Source organism: Spiroplasma endosymbiont of Asaphidion curtum, assembly GCF_964031085.1.
In the GTDB taxonomy this organism is placed as follows: Bacteria; Bacillota_I; Bacilli_A; order Mycoplasmatales; family Nriv7; genus Nriv7.
The window spans coordinates 796,161-821,298 of sequence record NZ_OZ035001.1; the positions used below are offsets into that span (position 1 = coordinate 796,161).

Annotated in this window: 18 protein-coding genes and 2 pseudogenes; 8 read left to right on the top strand and 12 right to left on the bottom strand. The window is 25.3% G+C overall.

The annotated features are described in order from the left end of the window. Nucleotides 1-17 precede the first annotated feature (17 nt). Entirely contained in the window at nt 18-158 is a 141-nt protein-coding gene (locus tag AAHJ00_RS04700) for a hypothetical protein (protein WP_342223595.1), read from the top strand. A gap of 27 nt (nt 159-185) precedes the next feature. Here the strand turns inward: AAHJ00_RS04700 and AAHJ00_RS04705 are convergent, their stop codons facing one another. Together AAHJ00_RS04705 and AAHJ00_RS04710 are read right to left on the bottom strand one after the other, a co-directional pair. Next, a complete protein-coding gene (locus AAHJ00_RS04705; protein WP_342223596.1) occupies nt 186-314 on the bottom strand; it encodes a helix-turn-helix domain-containing protein in 129 nt (42 codons plus the stop codon). Between the two features lie 498 nt (nt 315-812). Next, nucleotides 813-995 carry a hypothetical protein gene (locus AAHJ00_RS04710; protein ID WP_342223597.1) on the bottom strand — a complete coding sequence of 61 codons (183 nt, stop codon included), beginning with the start codon at nt 993-995 and terminating at the stop codon, nt 813-815. A gap of 332 nt (nt 996-1,327) precedes the next feature. On the opposite strand from AAHJ00_RS04710, the gene AAHJ00_RS04715 reads away from it, so the two are divergent. Further along, nucleotides 1,328-2,151, top strand: a protein-coding gene (locus AAHJ00_RS04715) for an IS5 family transposase (RefSeq protein WP_342223477.1) whose coding sequence is annotated in 2 segments (ribosomal slippage) — nt 1,328-1,724 and nt 1,724-2,151 — 825 coding nt in all. Because the reading frame shifts where the segments join, the coding sequence is not laid out codon by codon here. A gap of 119 nt (nt 2,152-2,270) precedes the next feature. After that, nucleotides 2,271-3,094 (top strand): IS5 family transposase gene (locus AAHJ00_RS04720; protein WP_342223477.1). Its coding sequence is split into 2 segments (ribosomal slippage): nt 2,271-2,667 and nt 2,667-3,094, totalling 825 coding nucleotides; the frame shifts between segments, so codons are not numbered across the junction. Between the two features lie 395 nt (nt 3,095-3,489). Here AAHJ00_RS04720 and AAHJ00_RS04725 read toward each other — a convergent pair. The 4 genes and pseudogenes from AAHJ00_RS04725 to AAHJ00_RS04735 form a co-directional block, all read right to left on the bottom strand. Further along, a complete protein-coding gene (locus tag AAHJ00_RS04725) occupies nt 3,490-4,755 on the bottom strand; it encodes a hypothetical protein (RefSeq protein ID WP_342223598.1) in 1,266 nt (421 codons plus the stop codon). 211 nt (nt 4,756-4,966) lie between these two features. After that, a pseudogene (locus AAHJ00_RS07940) lies at nt 4,967-5,124 on the bottom strand (transposase); the annotation flags it as partial. Between the two features lie 88 nt (nt 5,125-5,212). Then, nucleotides 5,213-5,438, bottom strand: a pseudogene (locus tag AAHJ00_RS07945) (transposase); the annotation flags it as partial. 700 nt (nt 5,439-6,138) lie between these two features. Beyond that, nucleotides 6,139-6,264 (bottom strand): hypothetical protein, encoded by a 126-nt coding sequence (locus AAHJ00_RS04735; protein WP_342223599.1) that lies wholly within the window; start codon nt 6,262-6,264, stop codon nt 6,139-6,141. Nucleotides 6,265-6,321: 57 nt separating this feature from the next. Here AAHJ00_RS04735 and AAHJ00_RS04740 point away from each other — a divergent pair, with 57 nt between their 5' ends. After that, nucleotides 6,322-7,272, top strand: coding sequence for an IS30 family transposase (locus AAHJ00_RS04740; protein ID WP_342223478.1), 951 nt, complete (start codon nt 6,322-6,324; stop codon nt 7,270-7,272). Here the strand turns inward: AAHJ00_RS04740 and AAHJ00_RS04745 are convergent. Next, on the bottom strand, nt 7,256-7,414 hold the full coding sequence (locus tag AAHJ00_RS04745) for a hypothetical protein (RefSeq protein WP_342223600.1): 159 nt from the start codon (nt 7,412-7,414) through the stop codon (nt 7,256-7,258). The genes AAHJ00_RS04740 and AAHJ00_RS04745 overlap by 17 nt on opposite strands. Nucleotides 7,415-7,492: 78 nt before the next feature. After that, complete coding sequence (locus AAHJ00_RS04750) at nt 7,493-8,581, bottom strand: Mbov_0401 family ICE element transposase-like protein (RefSeq protein ID WP_342223601.1); 1,089 nt, start codon at nt 8,579-8,581, stop codon at nt 7,493-7,495. Between the two features lie 245 nt (nt 8,582-8,826). Here AAHJ00_RS04750 and AAHJ00_RS04755 point away from each other — a divergent pair, with 245 nt between their 5' ends. Together AAHJ00_RS04755 and AAHJ00_RS04760 are read left to right on the top strand one after the other, a co-directional pair. Then, complete coding sequence (locus tag AAHJ00_RS04755; RefSeq protein ID WP_342223602.1) at nt 8,827-13,638, top strand: ankyrin repeat domain-containing protein; 4,812 nt, start codon at nt 8,827-8,829, stop codon at nt 13,636-13,638. 415 nt (nt 13,639-14,053) lie between these two features. Beyond that, a protein-coding gene (locus tag AAHJ00_RS04760; RefSeq protein ID WP_342223477.1) for an IS5 family transposase occupies nt 14,054-14,877 on the top strand; the annotation gives its coding sequence in 2 pieces (ribosomal slippage) (nt 14,054-14,450 and nt 14,450-14,877; 825 coding nt in all). A 296-nt stretch (nt 14,878-15,173) separates the two neighbouring features. On the opposite strand, the gene AAHJ00_RS04765 is transcribed toward AAHJ00_RS04760, so the two are convergent. Beyond that, the gene (locus tag AAHJ00_RS04765) at nt 15,174-16,256 is read right to left on the bottom strand and encodes a lipoprotein (RefSeq protein WP_342223517.1); all 1,083 of its coding nucleotides are present in this window, start codon (nt 16,254-16,256) and stop codon (nt 15,174-15,176) included. 268 nt (nt 16,257-16,524) lie between these two features. Beyond that, on the bottom strand, nt 16,525-16,650 hold the full coding sequence (locus AAHJ00_RS04770) for a hypothetical protein (RefSeq protein WP_342223603.1): 126 nt from the start codon (nt 16,648-16,650) through the stop codon (nt 16,525-16,527). A gap of 57 nt (nt 16,651-16,707) precedes the next feature. Here AAHJ00_RS04770 and AAHJ00_RS04775 point away from each other — a divergent pair, with 57 nt between their 5' ends. Further along, nucleotides 16,708-17,658, top strand: coding sequence for an IS30 family transposase (locus AAHJ00_RS04775; protein WP_342223478.1), 951 nt, complete (start codon nt 16,708-16,710; stop codon nt 17,656-17,658). A gap of 48 nt (nt 17,659-17,706) precedes the next feature. Here AAHJ00_RS04775 and AAHJ00_RS04780 read toward each other — a convergent pair. Together AAHJ00_RS04780 and AAHJ00_RS04785 are read right to left on the bottom strand one after the other, a co-directional pair. Continuing rightward, nucleotides 17,707-18,530, bottom strand: a protein-coding gene (locus AAHJ00_RS04780; RefSeq protein WP_342223604.1) for an IS5 family transposase whose coding sequence is annotated in 2 segments (ribosomal slippage) — nt 17,707-18,134 and nt 18,134-18,530 — 825 coding nt in all. Because the reading frame shifts where the segments join, the coding sequence is not laid out codon by codon here. 78 nt (nt 18,531-18,608) lie between these two features. Further along, entirely contained in the window at nt 18,609-19,697 is a 1,089-nt protein-coding gene (locus AAHJ00_RS04785; protein ID WP_342223605.1) for an Mbov_0401 family ICE element transposase-like protein, read from the bottom strand. A gap of 245 nt (nt 19,698-19,942) precedes the next feature. Here AAHJ00_RS04785 and AAHJ00_RS04790 point away from each other — a divergent pair, with 245 nt between their 5' ends. Next, on the top strand, nt 19,943-24,751 hold the full coding sequence (locus AAHJ00_RS04790; protein WP_342223606.1) for an ankyrin repeat domain-containing protein: 4,809 nt from the start codon (nt 19,943-19,945) through the stop codon (nt 24,749-24,751). The last annotated feature ends 387 nt before the right edge of the window (nt 24,752-25,138 follow it).

Here is a 25,138-nt window from a genome sequence, read left to right on the forward strand (position 1 = left end):
ATAAAAGGAGAATAAAAATGAAAAAAATTTTAAGAAAATTATTTAAAAAAGATAATTCAAAAGAAAAAATGCCATTAAAATTAAGAATTAAAAATTCTTTTAAAAAGCAGTGGTTAAAAGTATTATTAAGTATCATTTTCATCTTTATATTTATCTAACATTTGTGCTTCATCTAGAAAATAATATTAGACTTCTCGAATAATAGTACTAATACTTCGATTAAGATTTTTAGCTATTTCACTAATTTTTACTTTAAACTTCAATTGATTCTCAATATAAATTCTTTCATATATGCCAAGATGTTTGTAACCCATATAAAAACTCCTTGCTTTGTTTTTTCTAAAATAAACTTAGCATCATGAAATTTTTATATGAGATTTTTTGCAATTTTATTTACTTGCACTTACAAGTATAATTCAGCTTTAAAAAATTAATAATTTTGTTAATTTGTGTTAAATTACTGATTTTAAAAAGGAAAATTAAAATACAACCTGCTAAAAATAAATAACTTACAATAGACTTGGTACATAACCCTCAATTTTATCTACTATTTTGATAATATTATTTTCTAGATGAAGCACAAATGTTAGATAAATATAAAGATGAAAGTGAATTTTATAGTTTGGTAGGTGCAAAATGTTATAGTTATGTACCAAGTCTAATGTTTTTAAGATAACCGTTGTAAATATATCAAATTGCTCCTCAATGTCATAAAATTAAAAATGAGGTGCGATTTAATTCAATAAAATGGTTATTTTTTTTCTATTATTCATTTGCAAAATTTCATCTTGCGCCTCACTTTATTTTTTTTGTTAGCGTACTGCTCCAAGTAATTTTTCAAACATTTTAAAGCAAATAAAGAATATTGCCAAAATAAATGGAAAAATGAATATTCAGTAGTCAGCAAAGAAGTTACCGACTTGTGGCATATTAACAGCAATAATTTCTCACATTTTAGTAAACGCTGTTATAATCGCATTTCATAATTTAGTCATCGCAGGTCGCGTTTAGTTTTCTTAGGTATTGCTTTGAAGAAGCAAAACAATCAGCTAATTATATTAGACTTGGTACATAACTATAACATTTTGCACCTACCAAACTATAAAATTCACTTTCATCTTTATATTTATCTAACATTTGTGCTTCATCTAGAAAATAATATTATCAAAATAGTAGATAAAATTGAGGGTTATATACCAAGTCTATTGTAGTGGAAAATGTTATCAACAATCGTTTGATAATACAGTAGACTTCTTGCATTACTTATTTATTAAACAAAATTCCTATAAAATATATTTAAAATAGAAATTATAAGGAATTTAAGATTATGAAATTTGATAAATTTAATTTTATTAATGATAAAGAATTATTACGATTAACTGGAATAAAGCAAAGTACTTTTAATAAAATGTTAAATATTTTAAAAGAAGCTGAGTTAAAAAAGTTTAAAAGAGGTGGTAAAAATAATAAATTATCATTAGAAAATAGATTATTGATGACTTTATCATATTGACGAGAATATCGTACTTATTTTCATCTTGGTAAAAGTTTTGATATTAGTGAAGCTAGTTGTTATCGAAATATCAAGTGAATTGAAGATATTTTAATCAAACATCCTGATTTTCAACAACTTGCTGGTAAAAAAGCATTAATAAATGATTATTTTAATGATAAAACAATTATTATTGATGCTACAGAAACACCCATTCAACGCCCAAAAAAAGACAAAAACAATCTTATTCAGGAAAAAAGAAAAAACACACTATTAAAACACAAGTAATTATTGAAAAAGAAAGCAAAATAATTATTGCAACAAATTTTTCTCTCGGTAAAAAGCATGATTTTTGTTTATTTAAAGAATCAAAAATCCCAATTTTAAAAAATACTAAATTAATAGTTGATAATGGTTATCAAGGAATACAAAAAATTCATAGTAATGTTCTAATACCTAAGAAAAAAACAAAGAAAAACCCTTTAAATAAAGAACAAAAACATAATAATAAATTAATTTCAAAAATGAGAATTATTATTGAAAATATTTTTGCTATTCTTAAAAAATTTAAAATTATTACTGAAAAATATCGTAATCGTAGAAAACGATTTAGTTTAAGATTTAATTTAATTGCTTCAATTTATAATTTGCAATTATAGATAACATAAAATATTTATTTAAAATTAAATTTAAATAATAGACTTCTTGCATTACTTATTTATTAAACAAAATTCCTATAAAATATATTTAAAATAGAAATTATAAGGAATTTAAGATTATGAAATTTGATAAATTTAATTTTATTAATGATAAAGAATTATTACGATTAACTGGAATAAAGCAAAGTACTTTTAATAAAATGTTAAATATTTTAAAAGAAGCTGAGTTAAAAAAGTTTAAAAGAGGTGGTAAAAATAATAAATTATCATTAGAAAATAGATTATTGATGACTTTATCATATTGACGAGAATATCGTACTTATTTTCATCTTGGTAAAAGTTTTGATATTAGTGAAGCTAGTTGTTATCGAAATATCAAGTGAATTGAAGATATTTTAATCAAACATCCTGATTTTCAACAACTTGCTGGTAAAAAAGCATTAATAAATGATTATTTTAATGATAAAACAATTATTATTGATGCTACAGAAACACCCATTCAACGCCCAAAAAAAGACAAAAACAATCTTATTCAGGAAAAAAGAAAAAACACACTATTAAAACACAAGTAATTATTGAAAAAGAAAGCAAAATAATTATTGCAACAAATTTTTCTCTCGGTAAAAAGCATGATTTTTGTTTATTTAAAGAATCAAAAATCCCAATTTTAAAAAATACTAAATTAATAGTTGATAATGGTTATCAAGGAATACAAAAAATTCATAGTAATGTTCTAATACCTAAGAAAAAAACAAAGAAAAACCCTTTAAATAAAGAACAAAAACATAATAATAAATTAATTTCAAAAATGAGAATTATTATTGAAAATATTTTTGCTATTCTTAAAAAATTTAAAATTATTACTGAAAAATATCGTAATCGTAGAAAACGATTTAGTTTAAGATTTAATTTAATTGCTTCAATTTATAATTTGCAATTATAGATAACATAAAATATTTATTTAAAATTAAATTTAAATAATAAAATAATTTTTTGTTGTGTCAAAATTTACACATTTAATAAAATCCATAAGTATTAACCTAATAAAAGTTAGAAATTACTATATAGTATTTTTTATTTACAAATAATTTGTAATTATTTTAATAAGTAATGCAAGAAGTCTAATAAAATAATTTTTTGTTGTGTCAAAATTTACACATTTAATAAAATCCATAAGTATTAACCTAATAAAAGTTAGAAATTACTATATAGTATTTTTTATTTACAAATAATTTGTAATTATTTTAATAAGTAATGCAAGAAGTCTAGTAACAAAATTTAAACAAAAATAAAATTTTGCAGGGACAATATGAATAAATAATTTGTCCGAAATATCTATTACTTTTTTACAATCATTTTTGGTAAATCAATTCTAAAAAACTTATCTAATTTTTCTCAAGCAACATCACGATTTTCTTCTGGAGTAACAATTCAATTTGCAAAAGCTTCAGCAAAAAGTTCTTTATATGATGTTGTTCCATAATTACTTCTAATAATTCCATATGCTAATAATTTTTTATAATTATCATCAGTAATTCTAGTGTTTTCTGCTAATGAATTTATCATATAATTTTCCCCTAATGTCTTTATTCAAACATTATTACAAAAAAAATCTAACATATGACCATATTCATGAACTATAGTTCAAAGTATCACTTCATAACTACGTTTTGCAAGAGAATAGTTAAGAACAATAGTTTTTAAGTTGTATCGATTATTATAAGGATGTTCTACATATGCTAGGTTTTTTGTCCAAGGCTGTTGCAAATCAATTTTTTCTACCATTTGCATAAGATTATTTTTTCCATAGACTTTAGCCATTATATTATAAAAATAAACTAAATTTTCTTTAATTTTATCTTTCATTCTTTCATTATTATTTAATAATAAATTTAATAAAAATTCTCAATTTATTCCAACTAAAGTAGATTTACTCATTACAAAAGCTTCATCTTTAAATTGTTCATTTAAATTAGCAAAATCAGAAAAATTATCAGTGTTATTTTTTATTTTATTAAATTCATTAATAGATTCTTGATTTGCTTTATATATAAGTTTTTCATCTAATTCATGAATAAATTTATTCATATCGGATAAATTTTCATATTTTTTAAATCAACCATTTTTAGTTAAAAATGATAAATTTTTAACTATATCTTGTAATTTTGAAAAAGAACTATTACGAAAAGTCTCTACTTTTTTTCTATTTTTTATATTAGGAACAAGATAATCTAAATTAATAGATTTATCAATTATATAGTTAATTGTAACTTCACCAGTATAAACTTTATTATCATCTGAGATTACTTTAGCAGTTGTTGATGTAATATTTTTAATTTGAATTTTGTTTATATCAATATCAAACTTGTTTCCAAGTAAATTTTTAATTTGTTCTTCAGTCGGTTTTTCAAGACCACTAGTTTTAATAGTTTCTAAATTTTTTTTATTTTCTATAATAATTTTTGATAAATTTTTTTCTTTTAATTTTTGATTTTCTTTTTCAATTGGTAGATTTAATAAAAAAATTATGCCTAAACAAATTGGAACTGCTGACATTAAAGCTACTAATAAATACAATAATTTTTTTCTTTTATTATCATTCATAATTTCCTCCAAAAATTTACATTAATTTTACATAATTTCTGTAATAGACTTGGTATGCTTGTTTTTGTCTTCAATAAGTAGGATTAGTTTAAATAATAGCAAGTTTTCTAATCAAGCATAACTTCGTTCTACAACTCATCTTTTAGGTAGTACTACAAAAGAATTTAATTCATTATGTTTTATATATAGCCCTATTACGATCTGCGCTTTCTGCGGTTGTTATATTAATTGCGTACAGTAAATCTTGAAAATCAACAACAATATGACGCGTTTTATTCCTGAAATCTTTTTGCCAACATCATAACCTTTATTTTCAGCAGTATCTGTGTTTTTAACACTTTGCGAATCAATATATATAAAAACTAGTTTTTTCTTGGCAATGATTGTTGAAACAAACCATTTTAACTATTTCTTTTTAAAATTAATTGCAACAAACTAGGATTTTTGCCATTATTTTTACTTCAAATTTGAAAATAGTAGTATACGGTCTGTCACTTTGGAAAATCTTTTGGCAACATTCTTATTCTTCATTGACAACCACTTTTTAATACATATAACGCTCCACAAAACACTTCATATAAATCTAAAATTCTTGGTTTTGTTTTCTTTTTGCTGTTTTCTAAAATTGATCTTATGTTTTCAAATTGCTCTTTGCTGACATTACTAGGATAATTTTTATGCATATATACCTCTTATTTTAAAATATATACTTATTTTATCTTATTTTTCTAAAAGATTCTGAACAGGTTCTTAGTATTTAAGAAAATATTTTTAATGTTTTTCACAATAAAATCCCTTTCATATTAACTAAGTTAGTTAACTTAGTTTTTAAACACTTATATATCAGAGATTTTAAGTGTTTAAAAAACCTTGTTAGTAAATTTTGTTTTTTAATCAGATAAAGATTTTAATAATTTTAAACTTAGTATACCCCTATTTATAGAAATTTATACACTTTAATGTCCACATCCTACCTTTGGAACTAATTTAATAGCGTATATACTTTTAGGAAATCTACCCATTCATTTTTTATTGCAAAATGAAACAAATTGCTATAGCTAATAGGATGTTATCTATTAACTGGTAAAACTTTCTTTTGGTTATGGCGCGCCCCCCCCCCACAATTTATCGTGCTTTAATACATATCAACATTATTAACTCACTTGTATTTAATTTTCAAAAAACAAATTTTTAGGTCGCGTTTAGTTTTCTTAGGTATTGCTTTGAAGAAGTAAAACAATCAGCTAATTATATTATTTAATTACTAAACTAACCATACCTTTCTTGTTATTGTCATTTTATTCGTTTTCATTTTATCATATTATTGAATTTTTACACAATAAAAAATTATTAATTTTATTAAATTTTAACTAATATTTTTACTTACTTAAATCTATTATATTTATTTGTTACAGCATTACCTTTATAATTAATTCAACTATCATCATTTTTATTATTAGCTGAATTATACTTGTAAGTGCAAGTAAATAAAATTGCAAAAAATCTCATATAAAAATTTCATGATGCTAAGTTTATTTTAGAAAAAACAAAGCAAGGAGTTTTTATATGGGTTACAAACATCTTGGCATATATGAAAGAATTTATATTGAGAATCAATTGAAGTTTAAAGTAAAAATTAGTGAAATAGCTAAAAATCTTAATCGAAGTATTAGTACTATTATTCGAGAAGTCAATAGAAATAAAGATAGTAATCATTATTTTTCATTAATTGCACAAAATAAAGCAGAAAACAGAAAACAATCACATGTTTATTTTCATAAGTTTAAAAATAGAGAATTAGTAAAATATGTACAACAAAAATTACTATTAGGTTGATCGCCTGAACAAATTTATGGCAGAATTAAAAATTTTCATAAAGAATGAATTATTAGTTTTAAAACAATTTACAATTGAATTTATTCTGGATTACTTGAAAAAGTTACTAATAAAAATTTAAGAAGAAAAGGTAAGAAACGAAAATCTCAAGAAAATCGCGGTAAATTTAATGGTAAATCAATTAAAGAACGAAATATTAATGTTAATAATCGTATAACTGTTGGTCATTGAGAAGGTGATACTGTAGTATCATCACGAGGTAAAAGTAAATCATGTTTAATAACTTTAGTTGAAAGAACATCAAGATTTACTTTAGCAATGTTAGTTGAAAATAGAACTACTAAAGTTGTTAACGAAAACATTAGCCATTATTTATCAATTCTTCCAAATAATCTTGTTAAGACTATAACATTTGATAGGGGTAAAGAATTTTCTAATTGACAACAACTTGAAAAAAATTTAAATGTGAAAATTTATTTTGCTAATGCGTATTCGCCTTGACAAAGAGGTACTAATGAAAATACTAATGGTTTAATTAGAGAAAAATTTCCTAAAAAATTTAATTTTTCAAATACTACTAAAAATGCAGTTCATAAATTTATATTGTCTTTAAACCAAAGACCAAGAAAAATACTAAATTATCTTTCACCAATCGAATATTTGGTTAGAAAAATAATTTAGTTGCACTTAACTTTACAATTTGGCACTTTTTTAACTCAGCTTCTTTTAAAATATTTAACATTTTATTAAAAGTACTTTGCTTTATTCCAGTTAATCGTAATAATTCTTTATCATTAATAAAATTAAATTTATCAAATTTCATAATCTTAAATTCCTTATAATTTCTATTTTAAATATATTTTATAGGAATTTTGTTTAATAAATAAGTAATGCAAGAAGTCTATTCTAAATTTTGATGATGAATACCTTGCTTATTATTACTGAAATAATTACTCGCCTTTCTTAAATTTATTTTAATATCTTTATTTAATTCATTTTTAGCAACATTACGAATGTTTTTTACTAAATCTTGATGATTTCCATCCTTATATAATTTAATTCAACTATTTAGTGTTACTTTGCGATTTTCAAAAATAATATTAAATGCAGTTTGTTTTAATTTTTTAATAGCATGATAACTATCTAAAATGTATCTAACATTACCAAAACTATTAGCAATTTCTCTAATTCAAGTAGCACCATCACCACAAAAAATTATTTTGTCATAATTAATATTCACATAATGTTTTTGTAATTCTCTAATTAATAAATCACGATAACCCATCGTATTTATTCGTTTACCAACTTTTAACATTAGAAAATGACCTCGTTTATTTTCTAACTCTCTACGAGCATTTTTGTAATTTTTTTCTTTATGTCCTGTATGAAAAGTAACTAAACGAATTCTTTGGTCTTGTTTAACTTTCTGATCTAATGTTGCTAAAAATGTCTCATCTAGTTGAATATATAAGTCCTTATTTTTGACATCAATTCTAGTTTTAGTTTCTTTTTCTGCTAGTTGAAAATATTCGACAATATCATATTTATTTAAAATGCTTGAAATACTAGCTTTTGAAATATAACAATGATTTAGAGCATCTAAAACATCGCGATATCGTTTACCATCACCCAAAAGACTTAAAACTTTAAATTGGACATCAAAATAAATGCGTTGTTTGGGTAATAGACCAATTTCTTTATCTAACAAACATACATATTCAAATTTACCTGATTTTTGATTTCAATATTTATATCGGCGTCGTTTAAAAGTAACATCACCAAAAATTGTAATAATTGTTCTTGGTGCAAAATGAACTACTTTATAACCTTGTTTTAAGCGATAATGATATTTATATAAGTATTCATCTAATTTTTCATATTCATTAGCTAGTTGTTCGCATTTGTTGGTGTACATATTTTTATGGGTTGTAAATAAACTGAATCAATGTTTATTTTCTGGGGTTTTTACATTATTATTAATTTCTAACATAAAAAATCGCCTTTCTTGGTAGTAATTTTAACAAAGTTAAATTTATTTGCTTCAATAATACAATTTTCAGTTACTATCACAATATTGTAAGAAGTCTAATATAGTAAAAATAGAATTTTTTTGTTTGACGGTATATAATGAAAATGCAAAGTGAATAGATTCCAGACTAAGATTTGGAAAAAGCATGTTGATTATTTAATAAATTTTATTAATTGGTAAAAATTCAGGAAAGGAATTTGATTAGTATGAAAAAACTTTTAGAATTACTAGGGGTAATTTTACTAACTAGTAATGCCGCCGGCCCCTTAGTTGCCAATAAACCTAATAACAATAAAGCAAAAATTAAAAACAGTCCAGAAACATTAACGCGGCAAAAAAGACAAGCACCAAAAAAACAAAAAAATAAAAAAGCCACCCCAACAAAAAGTAGTACTACAAAACCACAAAACGAACAACCTTCAACAAGCACAACAGATAATCAAGTTGAATTCATTAAAAAAGAAATTGCTTTAAATAAAAATTATTCTGACAATATTCAAAAAATGTTAAAAGACTTTATGAAAAATAACCAAATTGATCCTTTAAGAACCATCAATATGGGCGGGCTTATAAGTACCCCTGATAAGCGGGAAACACTGATTGAAATTTTAGAAGAACTACAACCAAAAATGGCTGAGTGAGCTAAAGCGAACCATATCAACAACGAAAAAATATTAATCTTAACATTAAAAAAAAATAGTAGTCAGCAAAGTATAAAATTAGTAATTAATTTAAAAGATTTTTATGTCCAAGGATTTGTAAATAAAGATAATAAATATTTTTATTTTAAAGATTCGCAAGTAAAAGAAATTAAGAAACAGGACTTAAATATTCAAGAGTCAATAAATTTAGGTTATAATAGTAATTATTGTCATTTAAATAATGATAATTTCGTTATTTCTTACTCGAATATAGACGATTCTATTAGTGCATTATCAAAACATAATATAAAAGATAATAATAAAATAAAACAACATTTAGTGCGATTAGTTTTTATTACTAGTGAGGCGATGCGGTTTCAATGTGATGAAAAGACTTTAGAAATTTTTGCAGAAATTAGAAATGTTGATGAACTAAAAAACGACTTAAAAAATATATTGAAGGTTGTTCAAGACACCATTGATGGGAAAAATGAAGAAATAAATTGAGGAGATTATAAAGACCAATTAAATAAATGAGACAAATATTCAAAACAGATTAATGAATTTAGAATAAAAATTTGAAATGAATTAATTAAAATGAAAAAATTAAATGATTTCATTTTTCAAAAAAGAGAAGTTCTTATAAAAAATTTAGATAATCTTTTAAACTTCAAAAATGAACAAGAATTAACTAACGAGTTAGCAACATGATTTAATAAAAATGCAAATCAAAATGAGAAAGCATTAAAAGATGATTTTGTTAATAAGACAATAAATTTTATAAAAATTATTAGGAATCTCTCAAATTCAGAAACAATAAATAATTTATCTTCTGATTCTATAAGTGAACAACAGAAAAAAGAACTTGAAGAAGAAATTAAGGAAATTATTCGTAATTTTAGTAGCGGTGATATTAGTCTTTTAGGCTTATCTATTGAACAAAATAATTTAGATATTACTAAATTATTAATTAGGTTAAATTCAAAAATAATAAATGATTATTCAAACAGATTATCACCGTTGCATCTTGCGGCATATTTTAATCGTATAGAAATTGTTAAATCATTATTAAGTTGTTCTGGCATTGTTATCAATATTCTAGATAATAATGGAAATGGAATAAATACGCCCTTGGTCTTTGCAATAATAAAGAAAAATATAGATGTTGTTAAAGAATTATTAAAATATGCCAATATTAATGTTAATGCAATGATTGAAAATGTTTTGTCGCCGTTACATTATGCAGCAGAAAACGGTTATCTGGCAATTGTAAAATTGCTACTCGCCAACGGTGCTGATGTCAATGCAAAAGCAAAAAATGGTGCGACCCCCTTACATTATGCAGCAGCTAAAGGTTATACAGAAATTGTTAAATTATTGTTAGAGCATGGTTCTGATATTAATGCAAATACAAGCAATAGACGAACTGCGTTGCATGTTGCTGCGGAAAATGGTCATACTGATGTTGTTAAACTGTTGATTTCAAAAACAAAAGAGCAATTTAATAATGTAGATAATGTAGAATTTAAAAATTTCATCAACGCCAAAGATAGTAATGGCTTAACTCCTTTATATTTTTGTAATAAACTAGATAACAATGTAGAAACTGTAAAATTACTACTTGATAATGGAGCTGATGTAAATATTATTATAGATAATGACAATAACACCATTTTGCATCTAACAATATGGGAAAATAATTTTACATTTGCAAAAGAATTATTAACAAATCAAAATAGTAAAAATAAAATTAATGTTAATGCGATTAATAATTATAAAAACACTCCGATAATGGGCGCAATACAAAATAATAATATAGAAATTGTTAAATTATTGTTAGAGCATGGTTCTGATATTAATGCAAAAGCAGAAAATGGTATTACTCCTTTACATTTAGCAGCACAAAACGGTTATCTGGCAATTGTAAAATTGCTACTCGCCAACGGTGCTGATGTCAATGAAAAAATTAATTTAGGTGTTGGCCCTTTAGATGTTGCGAACCGAAAAGGCCACACAGAAGTGATAAATCTTTTAGAGAAATTTGTTGAACTAAATAAAAAAATAGAAGTATGTAATCAATTACTAAAAAATCTTCAAAATTTAACACCAGAACATAAAACAAAAATTGAAAACGATTTACAAGCCGCTCAAAAAGAATTAGAACAATTATTAAAAATTAAATTGGCGGATGTTATTACTGAAACTGGTTTAGGAGAAATATCAGATAAGCAAGAACAGACAATTTTAAAGCGTGTTAAGGAATTAAATTCTCACTTAGATATTAATCAAGTTAAAGTACAAGAAAATAGTAATGAAACTCATGCAGTTATTAAACGAAATGACGAGAGTTATTATCCTGGCGAAGTTACAGTGACATTTACCGTTGGTAAATTAGGAGACAGTTCAGGTCCAAGCCAAAATGCTTCTGGTAATAATGATGGTAGTCCTGGGTCAAATGGCAATAGCGATGCAACTAATCAAGGGGCTAACAGTAATACAAATGTAAATGGTGCTGGAAGTTCACAACAAAATAGTGGCGCACAAAACCAAACCACTAGAGAAGTAACAAATCACAATAATCTGTATGATGTGCCAGCCGATAATAGTTGTTTATTTTGATCCATAGCGACAGCTTATTTATTTCCAGCGAGAAATAATGATGAAGAATTTAGCAATCGATTCATTCAATTATTTGGTGAATTACAATTAAGTTATTTATCATATATACAAACTTTATTCCAACAATTTGATGTAGAAAATAATACGAATACGCAAGCATGATATCAAGATGCCACCGCCCAAAGATTGGTAAGAATTGTCTTTCGTAATCGCGTTGTCGATTATATTGAAAGAAATTTAGATACCATTATAACTCGCAATGGTGAATTAATATTTCGAAATCTTATTCAAGAAAATAATGAAATTGCTTCTAATTACTTGGCAATAATGCGACAACCCTCAACATGAGGGGGGACACCAGAAATATTGGCCATGAGTAATCTTTTAAATGCTAATATTGGTGTTGGTACTGATAGCCCATATCAACCCGTGCATCAAAATGCAAATAATAATAACATCGCGATATCTTATGTTGAGCTTGAAAAAGGTTCGGGTATTCACAATCATTATAATTTTGCTTTACCACCAGAAGAAGATCGAACAAATCAGCCTATTGCTATTAATGACAATCAGGGAAATGTCCTGGTCGTTGATATAACCAAGAGGCCAGATAATTTACTACCAACCACGCCAAAACCAGAGGCGAACGCAATTAAATTAGCAGTTGATGACCATGGTCAACACCACACCATTTTGGCTAAAAATAATGAAGATGATGATGCTAATCAAGGTAATAATATTGCCAAGGCACCAGAACCAACAGCAACCCCATTACAAAAAGATGAATATCATTTTGTAGATAAAAAAACAGAAGATGATAGTTTAAAAAATGATGAAAATTTAGAAATTAACTTAATTAAAAACAATAAAGACGAAATAAAACAAAATGCCCCGGCAGGAAATCAACCCATCAATACAAATATGGAAAATTTACAAACAACAACTGCTAAGGCAATAAATCAATACAACGCTCTTTCAAAAGAAGAAAAATTAAAAAAATTAAATGAAATTAATCGTTACTATCAAACATTACCGGAAAACGATAAAAAAGCTTTTAAAGAAAAATTAACAAATACTGGATTAGCAGCTTTAAGTGGGGGTGCTTTAATAGCTTATGGAACAAAAATGACTGTTTCTGGTTCTACTGCTGGTGCTAATGTTGCGGGCAGTGCAGAAGCAATGGAAATGACTCCTCTTTTAGCAGAAAGTTCAGCAGAAGGGTTAGAAATTGCAGGAACAATTACTGTTGCTGAAACAGCAGCAGTTGAAGGCGGGGTTATAGCCGGGGAAGCCGGTGCGGCCGCCACTCTGGCTCCGGAAACTTTAGGCTTATCCTTGGTGATTGGTGGCATTGCAATTGCCGGAACATGAATGTATTTTGCTTTTCATCATCATGCAACACCTGATATGGCGTTGCCAACTTCAATTCATCATAATGTTTATGATAACATTGAAAAATGATATAAATTTCTCGCCCATGATCAATTAAAAATTAAAATTAACAAAACCACATGAAATGAAATCAAACAAAATAAAAATTCACAAGCAACCATTACTAAAATTATTAAAAATAAATTTATTATAAATGACCATTCTGGCTGAGGCGGAAGTGTCACAAATGAAGATTTCAACACTTTTGTAAAAGTAATACTATTTCATTTTGAACAAATAAATGGTTATTTTGAAATATTAGATAATGAAAATGATGGTTTTGTCATTATGACCAACACTGAAGGCGATTGACTAGAAATAGAATAAAATTTAACATTTTTAATTAAAAGAGAAAAATATTTCTTATATGTGTTATGTAGAAATAACTTGATTTTTAATTTTAATATATTTGTTAATTATCTAATTTAAATTAAGATTAAAAATATTTTTATTAAAGCAGTATTTAAATTTAAATACTGCTTTTCTATTTTGACAAAATAAAAAAAAGAAAAAATTGTTTGGTTGTTTAAGGGCGCGGGTATTTGTCACCATAGAATATCACCTTAGAAAGGTAGTATTTTAACAGTTTTTAAATTTAGTTATTAAAGGTTTAACCTTCAATTTTTGTTATTAATTGGGCCCAAGTAGGATTTTTTAATATTAGACTTCTTGCATTACTTATTTATTAAACAAAATTCCTATAAAATATATTTAAAATAGAAATTATAAGGAATTTAAGATTATGAAATTTGATAAATTTAATTTTATTAATGATAAAGAATTATTACGATTAACTGGAATAAAGCAAAGTACTTTTAATAAAATGTTAAATATTTTAAAAGAAGCTGAGTTAAAAAAGTTTAAAAGAGGTGGTAAAAATAATAAATTATCATTAGAAAATAGATTATTGATGACTTTATCATATTGACGAGAATATCGTACTTATTTTCATCTTGGTAAAAGTTTTGATATTAGTGAAGCTAGTTGTTATCGAAATATCAAGTGAATTGAAGATATTTTAATCAAACATCCTGATTTTCAACAACTTGCTGGTAAAAAAGCATTAATAAATGATTATTTTAATGATAAAACAATTATTATTGATGCTACAGAAACACCCATTCAACGCCCAAAAAAAGACAAAAACAATCTTATTCAGGAAAAAAGAAAAAACACACTATTAAAACACAAGTAATTATTGAAAAAGAAAGCAAAATAATTATTGCAACAAATTTTTCTCTCGGTAAAAAGCATGATTTTTGTTTATTTAAAGAATCAAAAATCCCAATTTTAAAAAATACTAAATTAATAGTTGATAATGGTTATCAAGGAATACAAAAAATTCATAGTAATGTTCTAATACCTAAGAAAAAAACAAAGAAAAACCCTTTAAATAAAGAACAAAAACATAATAATAAATTAATTTCAAAAATGAGAATTATTATTGAAAATATTTTTGCTATTCTTAAAAAATTTAAAATTATTACTGAAAAATATCGTAATCGTAGAAAACGATTTAGTTTAAGATTTAATTTAATTGCTTCAATTTATAATTTGCAATTATAGATAACATAAAATATTTATTTAAAATTAAATTTAAATAATAAAATAATTTTTTGTTGTGTCAAAATTTACACATTTAATAAAATCCATAAGTATTAACCTAATAAAAGTTAGAAATTACTATATAGTATTTTTTATTTACAAATAATTTGTAATTATTTTAATAAGTAATGCAAGAAGTCTAATGTTGTTTTTATAACCTTTTATTAAGAATATGTTTGTTAATATTAAATATTTTGTTTTATTACTTATTTTTCAAGTAAAAAGGTAATAAATTTTTAATTGCTTTTCTTTCAAAATTATTTAAACATTTTCCTACCTAACAAAACTTTATGCGCCCCTAAAATATTACTATCAAGACTTGACATTCCAATATAAATATAGTCATCAATAGCTGCCAATCCATAAACATTAAAATTTGAAATATTATCAATTTCTGTTACTTTATTATTGTTTTCAAGATCAACACTGTAAAGTTTTCCTTGGTAATTTTCGTAATCTCCGGTTCTTGTTCCGACATAAAGTTTATTTTTTTGGGTAATTAATCTATAGACTTCTCCTTTTATGCCAGTAATTTCTGTTACTTTATTATTGTTTTCAAGATCAACACTATAAAGACTACCCGATCCATCATTTTTTTCTGTTGTTCCAATATAAAGCAATTTATTATAAATAGCAAACGAAAAAATTGTTCCTTTTAAAACAATGTTATTAATTTCTGTTACTTTATTATTGTTTTCAAGATCAACACTGTAAAAATTACCCTCGTTGGAAATGTATTTGGCAACTGCTCCAACATAAAGCTTATTATTTAAAACAATTAAAGCATCAACCTCTCCTTCAATTCCAGTAATTTCTGTTACTTTATTATTGTCTTTAAGATCAACACTATAAAGTTTTCCTTCGTCATGTCCAGTTTTTGTTCCAACATAAAGTTTATCGTTTCAAATAAATAAATTATGAATTTCTCCTTCAATTCCAGTAATTTCTGTTACTTTATTATCGTCTTTAAGATCAACACTGTAAAGAGTCCCTTGTCTATCGAGTTTTTTTGTTCCAACATAAAGCTTATCGTTTCAAATAGATAAATTATAAACCGAACCTTCAATTCCAGTAATTTCTGTTACTTTATTATTGTTTTCAAGATCAACACTGTAAAGTTTTCCTTTAAGGTCATAATCATCGTTAATAATTTTTGTTCCAACATAAAGCTTATTTTTTTTGTCACTAATTATTCTATGAATTTCTCCTTTGAAGCCATTAATTGTCATCCCAAAATCATTATTTTCCTCTTTGTCTTCTTTATTATTACATGCGACAACCGAATTCACTGTTGTTACGGTTAAACTAATTGTTGCTAATAAACTAATCAATTTTTTCATTTATTAAAAATCCCCTTCATTGTAATTGATACATAATCTTTAATCCTTCTCAATTATAACATAACTACCAATTGTGTTGGTGATCTAAAACAATTAGAACAAATTGATGATGAAAACTTTAAATGAATTGATAAAAAATTATTAGAAAATCAAATTCAACCTTATATTACTACTATTTTAGATTAGACTTCTTGCATTACTTATTAAAATAATTACAAATTATTTGTAAATAAAAAATACTATATAGTAATTTCTAACTTTTATTAGGTTAATACTTATGGATTTTATTAAATGTGTAAATTTTGACACAACAAAAAATTATTTTATTATTTAAATTTAATTTTGCTGAATTATACTTGTAAGTGCAAGTAAATAAAATTGCAAAAAATCTCATATAAAAATTTCATGATGCTAAGTTTATTTTAGAAAAAACAAAGCAAGGAGTTTTTATATGGGTTACAAACATCTTGGCATATATGAAAGAATTTATATTGAGAATCAATTGAAGTTTAAAGTAAAAATTAGTGAAATAGCTAAAAATCTTAATCGAAGTATTAGTACTATTATTCGAGAAGTCAATAGAAATAAAGATAGTAATCATTATTTTTCATTAATTGCACAAAATAAAGCAGAAAATAGAAAACAATCACATGTTTATTTTCATAAGTTTAAAAATAGAGAATTAGTAAAATATGTACAACAAAAATTACTATTAGGTTGATCGCCTGAACAAATTTATGGCAGAATTAAAAATTTTCATAAAGAATGAATTATTAGTTTTAAAACAATTTACAATTGAATTTATTCTGGATTACTTGAAAAAGTTACTAATAAAAATTTAAGAAGAAAAGGTAAGAAACGAAAATCTCAAGAAAATCGCGGTAAATTTAATGGTAAATCAATTAAAGAACGAAATATTAATGTTAATAATCGTATAACTGTTGGTCATTGAGAAGGTGATACTGTAGTATCATCACGAGGTAAAAGTAAATCATGTTTAATAACTTTAGTTGAAAGAACATCAAGATTTACTTTAGCAATGTTAGTTGAAAATAGAACTACTAAAGTTGTTAACGAAAACATTAGCCATTATTTATCAATTCTTCCAAATAATCTTGTTAAGACTATAACATTTGATAGGGGTAAAGAATTTTCTAATTGACAACAACTTGAAAAAAATTTAAATGTGAAAATTTATTTTGCTAATGCGTATTCGCCTTGACAAAGAGGTACTAATGAAAATACTAATGGTTTAATTAGAGAAAAATTTCCTAAAAAATTTAATTTTTCAAATACTACTAAAAATGCAGTTCATAAATTTATATTGTCTTTAAACCAAAGACCAAGAAAAATACTAAATTATCTTTCACCAATCGAATATTTGGTTAGAAAAATAATTTAGTTGCACTTAACTTTACAATTTGGCTTTTAAATAAATATTTTATGTTATCTATAATTGCAAATTATAAATTGAAGCAATTAAATTAAATCTTAAACTAAATCGTTTTCTACGATTACGATATTTTTCAGTAATAATTTTAAATTTTTTAAGAATAGCAAAAATATTTTCAATAATAATTCTCATTTTTGAAATTAATTTATTATTATGTTTTTGTTCTTTATTTAAAGGGTTTTTCTTTGTTTTTTTCTTAGGTATTAGAACATTACTATGAATTTTTTGTATTCCTTGATAACCATTATCAACTATTAATTTAGTATTTTTTAAAATTGGGATTTTTGATTCTTTAAATAAACAAAAATCATGCTTTTTACCGAGAGAAAAATTTGTTGCAATAATTATTTTGCTTTCTTTTTCAATAATTACTTGTGTTTTAATAATGTGTTTTTTCTTTTTTCCTGAATAAGATTGTTTTTGTCTTTTTTTGGGCGTTGAATGGGTGTTTCTGTAGCATCAATAATAATTGTTTTATCATTAAAATAATCATTTATTAATGCTTTTTTACCAGCAAGTTGTTGAAAATCAGGATGTTTGATTAAAATATCTTCAATTCACTTGATATTTCGATAACAACTAGCTTCACTAATATCAAAACTTTTACCAAGATGAAAATAAGTACGATATTCTCGTCAATATGATAAAGTCATCAATAATCTATTTTCTAATGATAATTTATTATTTTTACCACCTCTTTTAAACTTTTTTAACTCAGCTTCTTTTAAAATATTTAACATTTTATTAAAAGTACTTTGCTTTATTCCAGTTAATCGTAATAATTCTTTATCATTAATAAAATTAAATTTATCAAATTTCATAATCTTAAATTCCTTATAATTTCTATTTTAAATATATTTTATAGGAATTTTGTTTAATAAATAAGTAATGCAAGAAGTCTATTCTAAATTTTGATGATGAATACCTTGCTTATTATTACTGAAATAATTACTCGCCTTTCTTAAATTTATTTTAATATCTTTATTTAATTCATTTTTAGCAACATTACGAATGTTTTTTACTAAATCTTGATGATTTCCATCCTTATATAATTTAATTCAACTATTTAGTGTTACTTTGCGATTTTCAAAAATAATATTAAATGTAGTTTGTTTTAATTTTTTAATAGCATGATAACTATCTAAAATGTATCTAACATTACCAAAACTATTAGCAATTTCTCTAATTCAAGTAGCACCATCACCACAAAAAATTATTTTGTCATAATTAATATTCACATAATGTTTTTGTAATTCTCTAATTAATAAATCACGATAACCCATCGTATTTATTCGTTTACCAACTTTTAACATTAGAAAATGACCTCGTTTATTTTCTAACTCTCTACGAGCATTTTTGTAATTTTTTTCTTTATGTCCTGTATGAAAAGTAACTAAACGAATTCTTTGGTCTTGTTTAACTTTCTGATCTAATGTTGCTAAAAATGTCTCATCTAGTTGAATATATAAGTCCTTATTTTTGACATCAATTCTAGTTTTAGTTTCTTTTTCTGCTAGTTGAAAATATTCGACAATATCATATTTATTTAAAATGCTTGAAATACTAGCTTTTGAAATATAATAATGATTTAGAGCATCTAAAACATCGCGATATCGTTTACCATCACCCAAAAGACTTAAAACTTTAAATTGGACATCAAAATAAATGCGTTGTTTGGGTAATAGACCAATTTCTTTATCTAACAAACATACATATTCAAATTTACCTGATTTTTGATTTCAATATTTATATCGGCGTCGTTTAAAAGTAACATCACCAAAAATTGTAATAATTGTTCTTGGTGCAAAATGAACTACTTTATAACCTTGTTTTAAGCGATAATGATATTTATATAAGTATTCATCTAATTTTTCATATTCATTAGCTAGTTGTTCGCATTTGTTGGTGTACATATTTTTATGGGTTGTAAATAAACTGAATCAATGTTTATTTTCTGGGGTTTTTACATTATTATTAATTTCTAACATAAAAAATCGCCTTTCTTGGTAGTAATTTTAACAAAGTTAAATTTATTTGCTTCAATAATACAATTTTCAGTTACTATCACAATATTGTAAGAAGTCTAATATAGTAAAAATAGAATTTTTTTGTTTGACGGTATATAATGAAAATGCAAAGTGAATAGATTCCAGACTAAGATTTGGAAAAAGCATGTTGATTATTTAATAAATTTTATTAATTGGTAAAAATTCAGGAAAGGAATTTGATTAGTATGAAAAAACTTTTAGAATTACTAGGGGTAATTTTACTAACTAGTAATGCCGCCGGCCCCTTAGTTGCCAATAAACCTAATAACAATAAAGCAAAAATTAAAAACAGTCCAGAAACATTAACGCGGCAAAAAAGACAAGCACCAAAAAAACAAAAAAATAAAAAAGCCACCCCAACAAAAAGTAGTACTACAAAACCACAAAACGAACAACCTTCAACAAGCACAACAGATAATCAAGTTGAATTCATTAAAAAAGAAATTGCTTTAAATAAAAATTATTCTGACAATATTCAAAAAATGTTAAAAGACTTTATGAAAAATAACCAAATTGATCCTTTAAGAACCATCAATATGGGCGGGCTTATAAGTACCCCTGATAAGCGGGAAACACTGATTGAAATTTTAGAAGAACTACAACCAAAAATGGCTGAGTGAGCTAAAGCGAACCATATCAACAACGAAAAAATATTAATCTTAACATTAAAAAAAAATAGTAGTCAGCAAAGTATAAAATTAGTAATTAATTTAAAAGATTTTTATGTCCAAGGATTTGTAAATAAAGATAATAAATATTTTTATTTTAAAGATTCGCAAGTAAAAGAAATTAAGAAACAGGACTTAAATATTCAAGAGTCAATAAATTTAGGTTATAATAGTAATTATTGTCATTTAAATAATGATAATTTCGTTATTTCTTACTCGAATATAGACGATTCTATTAGTGCATTATCAAAACATAATATAAAAGATAATAATAAAATAAAACAACATTTAGTGCGATTAGTTTTTATTACTAGTGAGGCGATGCGGTTTCAATGTGATGAAAAGACTTTAGAAATTTTTGCAGAAATTAGAAATGTTGATGAACTAAAAAACGACTTAAAAAATATATTGAAGGTTGTTCAAGACACCATTGATGGGAAAAATGAAGAAATAAATTGAGGAGATTATAAAGACCAATTAAATAAATGAGACAAATATTCAAAACAGATTAATGAATTTAGAATAAAAATTTGAAATGAATTAATTAAAATGAAAAAATTAAATGATTTCATTTTTCAAAAAAGAGAAGTTCTTATAAAAAATTTAGATAATCTTTTAAACTTCAAAAATGAACAAGAATTAACTAACGAGTTAGCAACATGATTTAATAAAAATGCAAATCAAAATGAGAAAGCATTAAAAGATGATTTTGTTAATAAGACAATAAATTTTATAAAAATTATTAGGAATCTCTCAAATTCAGAAACAATAAATAATTTATCTTCTGATTCTATAAGTGAACAACAGAAAAAAGAACTTGAAGAAGAAATTAAGGAAATTATTCGTAATTTTAGTAGCGGTGATATTAGTCTTTTAGGCTTATCTATTGAACAAAATAATTTAGATATTACTAAATTATTAATTAGGTTAAATTCAAAAATAATAAATGATTATTCAAACAGATTATCACCGTTGCATCTTGCGGCATATTTTAATCGTATAGAAATTGTTAAATCATTATTAAGTTGTTCTGGCATTGTTATCAATATTCTAGATAATAATGGAAATGGAATAAATACGCCCTTGGTCTTTGCAATAATAAAGAAAAATATAGATGTTGTTAAAGAATTATTAAAATATGCCAATATTAATGTTAATGCAATGATTGAAAATGTTTTGTCGCCGTTACATTATGCAGCAGAAAACGGTTATCTGGCAATTGTAAAATTGCTACTCGCCAACGGTGCTGATGTCAATGCAAAAGCAAAAAATGGTGCGACCCCCTTACATTATGCAGCAGCTAAAGGTTATACAGAAATTGTTAAATTATTGTTAGAGCATGGTTCTGATATTAATGCAAATACAAGCAATAGACGAACTGCGTTGCATGTTGCTGCGGAAAATGGTCATACTGATGTTGTTAAACTGTTGATTTCAAAAACAAAAGAGCAATTTAATAATGTAGATAATGTAGAATTTAAAAATTTCATCAACGCCAAAGATAGTAATGGCTTAACTCCTTTATATTTTTGTAATAAACTAGATAACAATGTAGAAACTGTAAAATTACTACTTGATAATGGAGCTGATGTAAATATTATTATAGATAATGACAATAACACCATTTTGCATCTAACAATATGGGAAAATAATTTTACATTTGCAAAAGAATTATTAACAAATCAAAATAGTAAAAATAAAATTAATGTTAATGCGATTAATAATTATAAAAACACTCCGATAATGGGCGCAATACAAAATAATAATATAGAAATTGTTAAATTATTGTTAGAGCATGGTTCTGATATTAATGCAAAAGCAGAAAATGGTATTACTCCTTTACATTTAGCAGCACAAAACGGTTATCTGGCAATTGTAAAATTGCTACTCGCCAACGGTGCTGATGTCAATGAAAAAATTAATTTAGGTGTTGGCCCTTTAGATGTTGCGAACCGAAAAGGCCACACAGAAGTGATAAATCTTTTAGAGAAATTTGTTGAACTAAATAAAAAAATAGAAGTATGTAATCAATTACTAAAAAATCTTCAAAATTTAACACCAGAACATAAAACAAAAATTGAAAACGATTTACAAGCCGCTCAAAAAGAATTAGAACAATTATTAAAAATTAAATTGGCGGATGTTATTACTGAAACTGGTTTAGGAGAAATATCAGATAAGCAAGAACAGACAATTTTAAAGCGTGTTAAGGAATTAAATTCTCACTTAGATATTAATCAAGTTAAAGTACAAGAAAATAGTAATGAAACTCATGCAGTTATTAAACGAAATGACGAGAGTTATTATCCTGGCGAAGTTACAGTGACATTTACCGTTGGTAAATTAGGAGACAGTTCAGGTCCAAGCCAAAATGCTTCTGGTAATAATGATGGTAGTCCTGGGTCAAATGGCAATAGCGATGCAACTAATCAAGGGGCTAACAGTAATACAAATGTAAATGGTGCTGGAAGTTCACAACAAAATAGTGGCGCACAAAACCAAACCACTAGAGAAGTAACAAATCACAATAATCTGTATGATGTGCCAGCCGATAATAGTTGTTTATTTTGATCCATAGCGACAGCTTATTTATTTCCAGCGAGAAATAATGATGAAGAATTTAGCAATCGATTCATTCAATTATTTGGTGAATTACAATTAAGTTATTTATCATATATACAAACTTTATTCCAACAATTTGATGTAGAAAATAATACGAATACGCAAGCATGATATCAAGATGCCACCGCCCAAAGATTGGTAAGAATTGTCTTTCGTAATCGCGTTGTCGATTATATTGAAAGAAATTTAGATACCATTATAACTCGCAATGGTGAATTAATATTTCGAAATCTTATTCAAGAAAATAATGAAATTGCTTCTAATTACTTGGCAATAATGCGACAACCCTCAACATGAGGGGGGACACCAGAAATATTGGCCATGAGTAATCTTTTAAATGCTAATATTGGTGTTGGTACTGATAGCCCATATCAACCCGTGCATCAAAATGCAAATAATAATAACATCGCGATATCTTATGTTGAGCTTGAAAAAGGTTCGGGTATTCACAATCATTATAATTTTGCTTTACCACCAGAAGAAGATCGAACAAATCAGCCTATTGCTATTAATGACAATCAGGGAAATGTCCTGGTCGTTGATATAACCAAGAGGCCAGATAATTTACTACCAACCACGCCAAAACCAGAGGCGAACGCAATTAAATTAGCAAAAGTTGATGACCATGGTCAACACCACACCATTTTGGCTAAAAATAATGAAGATGATGATGCTAATCAAGGTAATAATATTGCCAAGGCACCAGAACCAACAGCAACCCCATTACAAAAAGATGAATATCATTTTGTAGATAAAAAAACAGAAGATGATAGTTTAAAAAATGATGAAAATTTAGAAATTAACTTAATTAAAAACAATAAAGACGAAATAAAACAAAATGCCCCGGCAGGAAATCAACCCATCAATACAAATATGGAAAATTTACAAACAACAACTGCTAAGGCAATAAATCAATACAACGCTCTTTCAAAAGAAGAAAAATTAAAAAAATTAAATGAAATTAATCGTTACTATCAAACATTATCGGAAAACGATAAAAAAGCTTTTAAAGAAAAATTAACAAATACTGGATTAGCAGCTTTAAGTGGGGGTGCTTTAATAGCTTATGGAACAAAAATGACTGTTTCTGGTTCTACTGCTGGTGCTAATGTTGCGGGCAGTGCAGAAGCAATGGAAATGACTCCTCTTTTAGCAGAAAGTTCAGCAGAAGGGTTAGAAATTGCAGGAACAATTACTGTTGCTGAAACAGCAGCAGTTGAAGGCGGGGTTATAGCCGGGGAAGCCGGTGCGGCCGCCACTCTGGCTCCGGAAACTTTAGGCTTATCCTTGGTGATTGGTGGCATTGCAATTGTCGAAACATGAATGTATTTTGCTTTTCATCATCATGCAACACCTGATATGGCGTTGCCAACTTCAATTCATCATAATGTTTATGATAACATTGAAAAATGATATAAATTTCTCGCCCATGATCAATTAAAAATTAACAAAACCACATGAAATGAAATCAAACAAAATAAAAATTCACAAGCAACCATTACTAAAATTATTAAAAATAAATTTATTATAAATGACCATTCTGGCTGAGGCGGAAGTGTCACAAATGAAGATTTCAACACTTTTGTAAAAGTAATACTACTTCATTTTGAACAAATAAATGGTTATTTTGAAATATTAGATAATGAAAATGATGGTTTTGTCATTATGACCAACACTGAAGGCGATTGACTAGGAATAGAATAAAATTTAACATTTTTAATTAAAAGAGAAAAATATTTCTTATATGTGTTATGTAGAAATAACCTGATTTTTAATTTTAATATATTTGTTAATTATCTAATTTAAATTAAGATTAAAAATATTTTTATTAAAGCAGTATTTAAATTTAAATACTGCTTTTCTATTTTGACAAAATAAAAAAAAGAAAAAATTGTTTGGTTGTTTAAGGGCGCGGGTATTTGTCACCATAGAATATCACCTTAGAAAGGTAGTATTTTAACAGTTTTTAAATTTAGTTATTAAAGGTTTAACCTTCAATTTTTGTTATTAGTTGGGCCCAAGTAGGATTTTTTAATATTAGACTTCTTGCATTACTTATTTATTAAACAAAATTCCTATAAAATATATTTA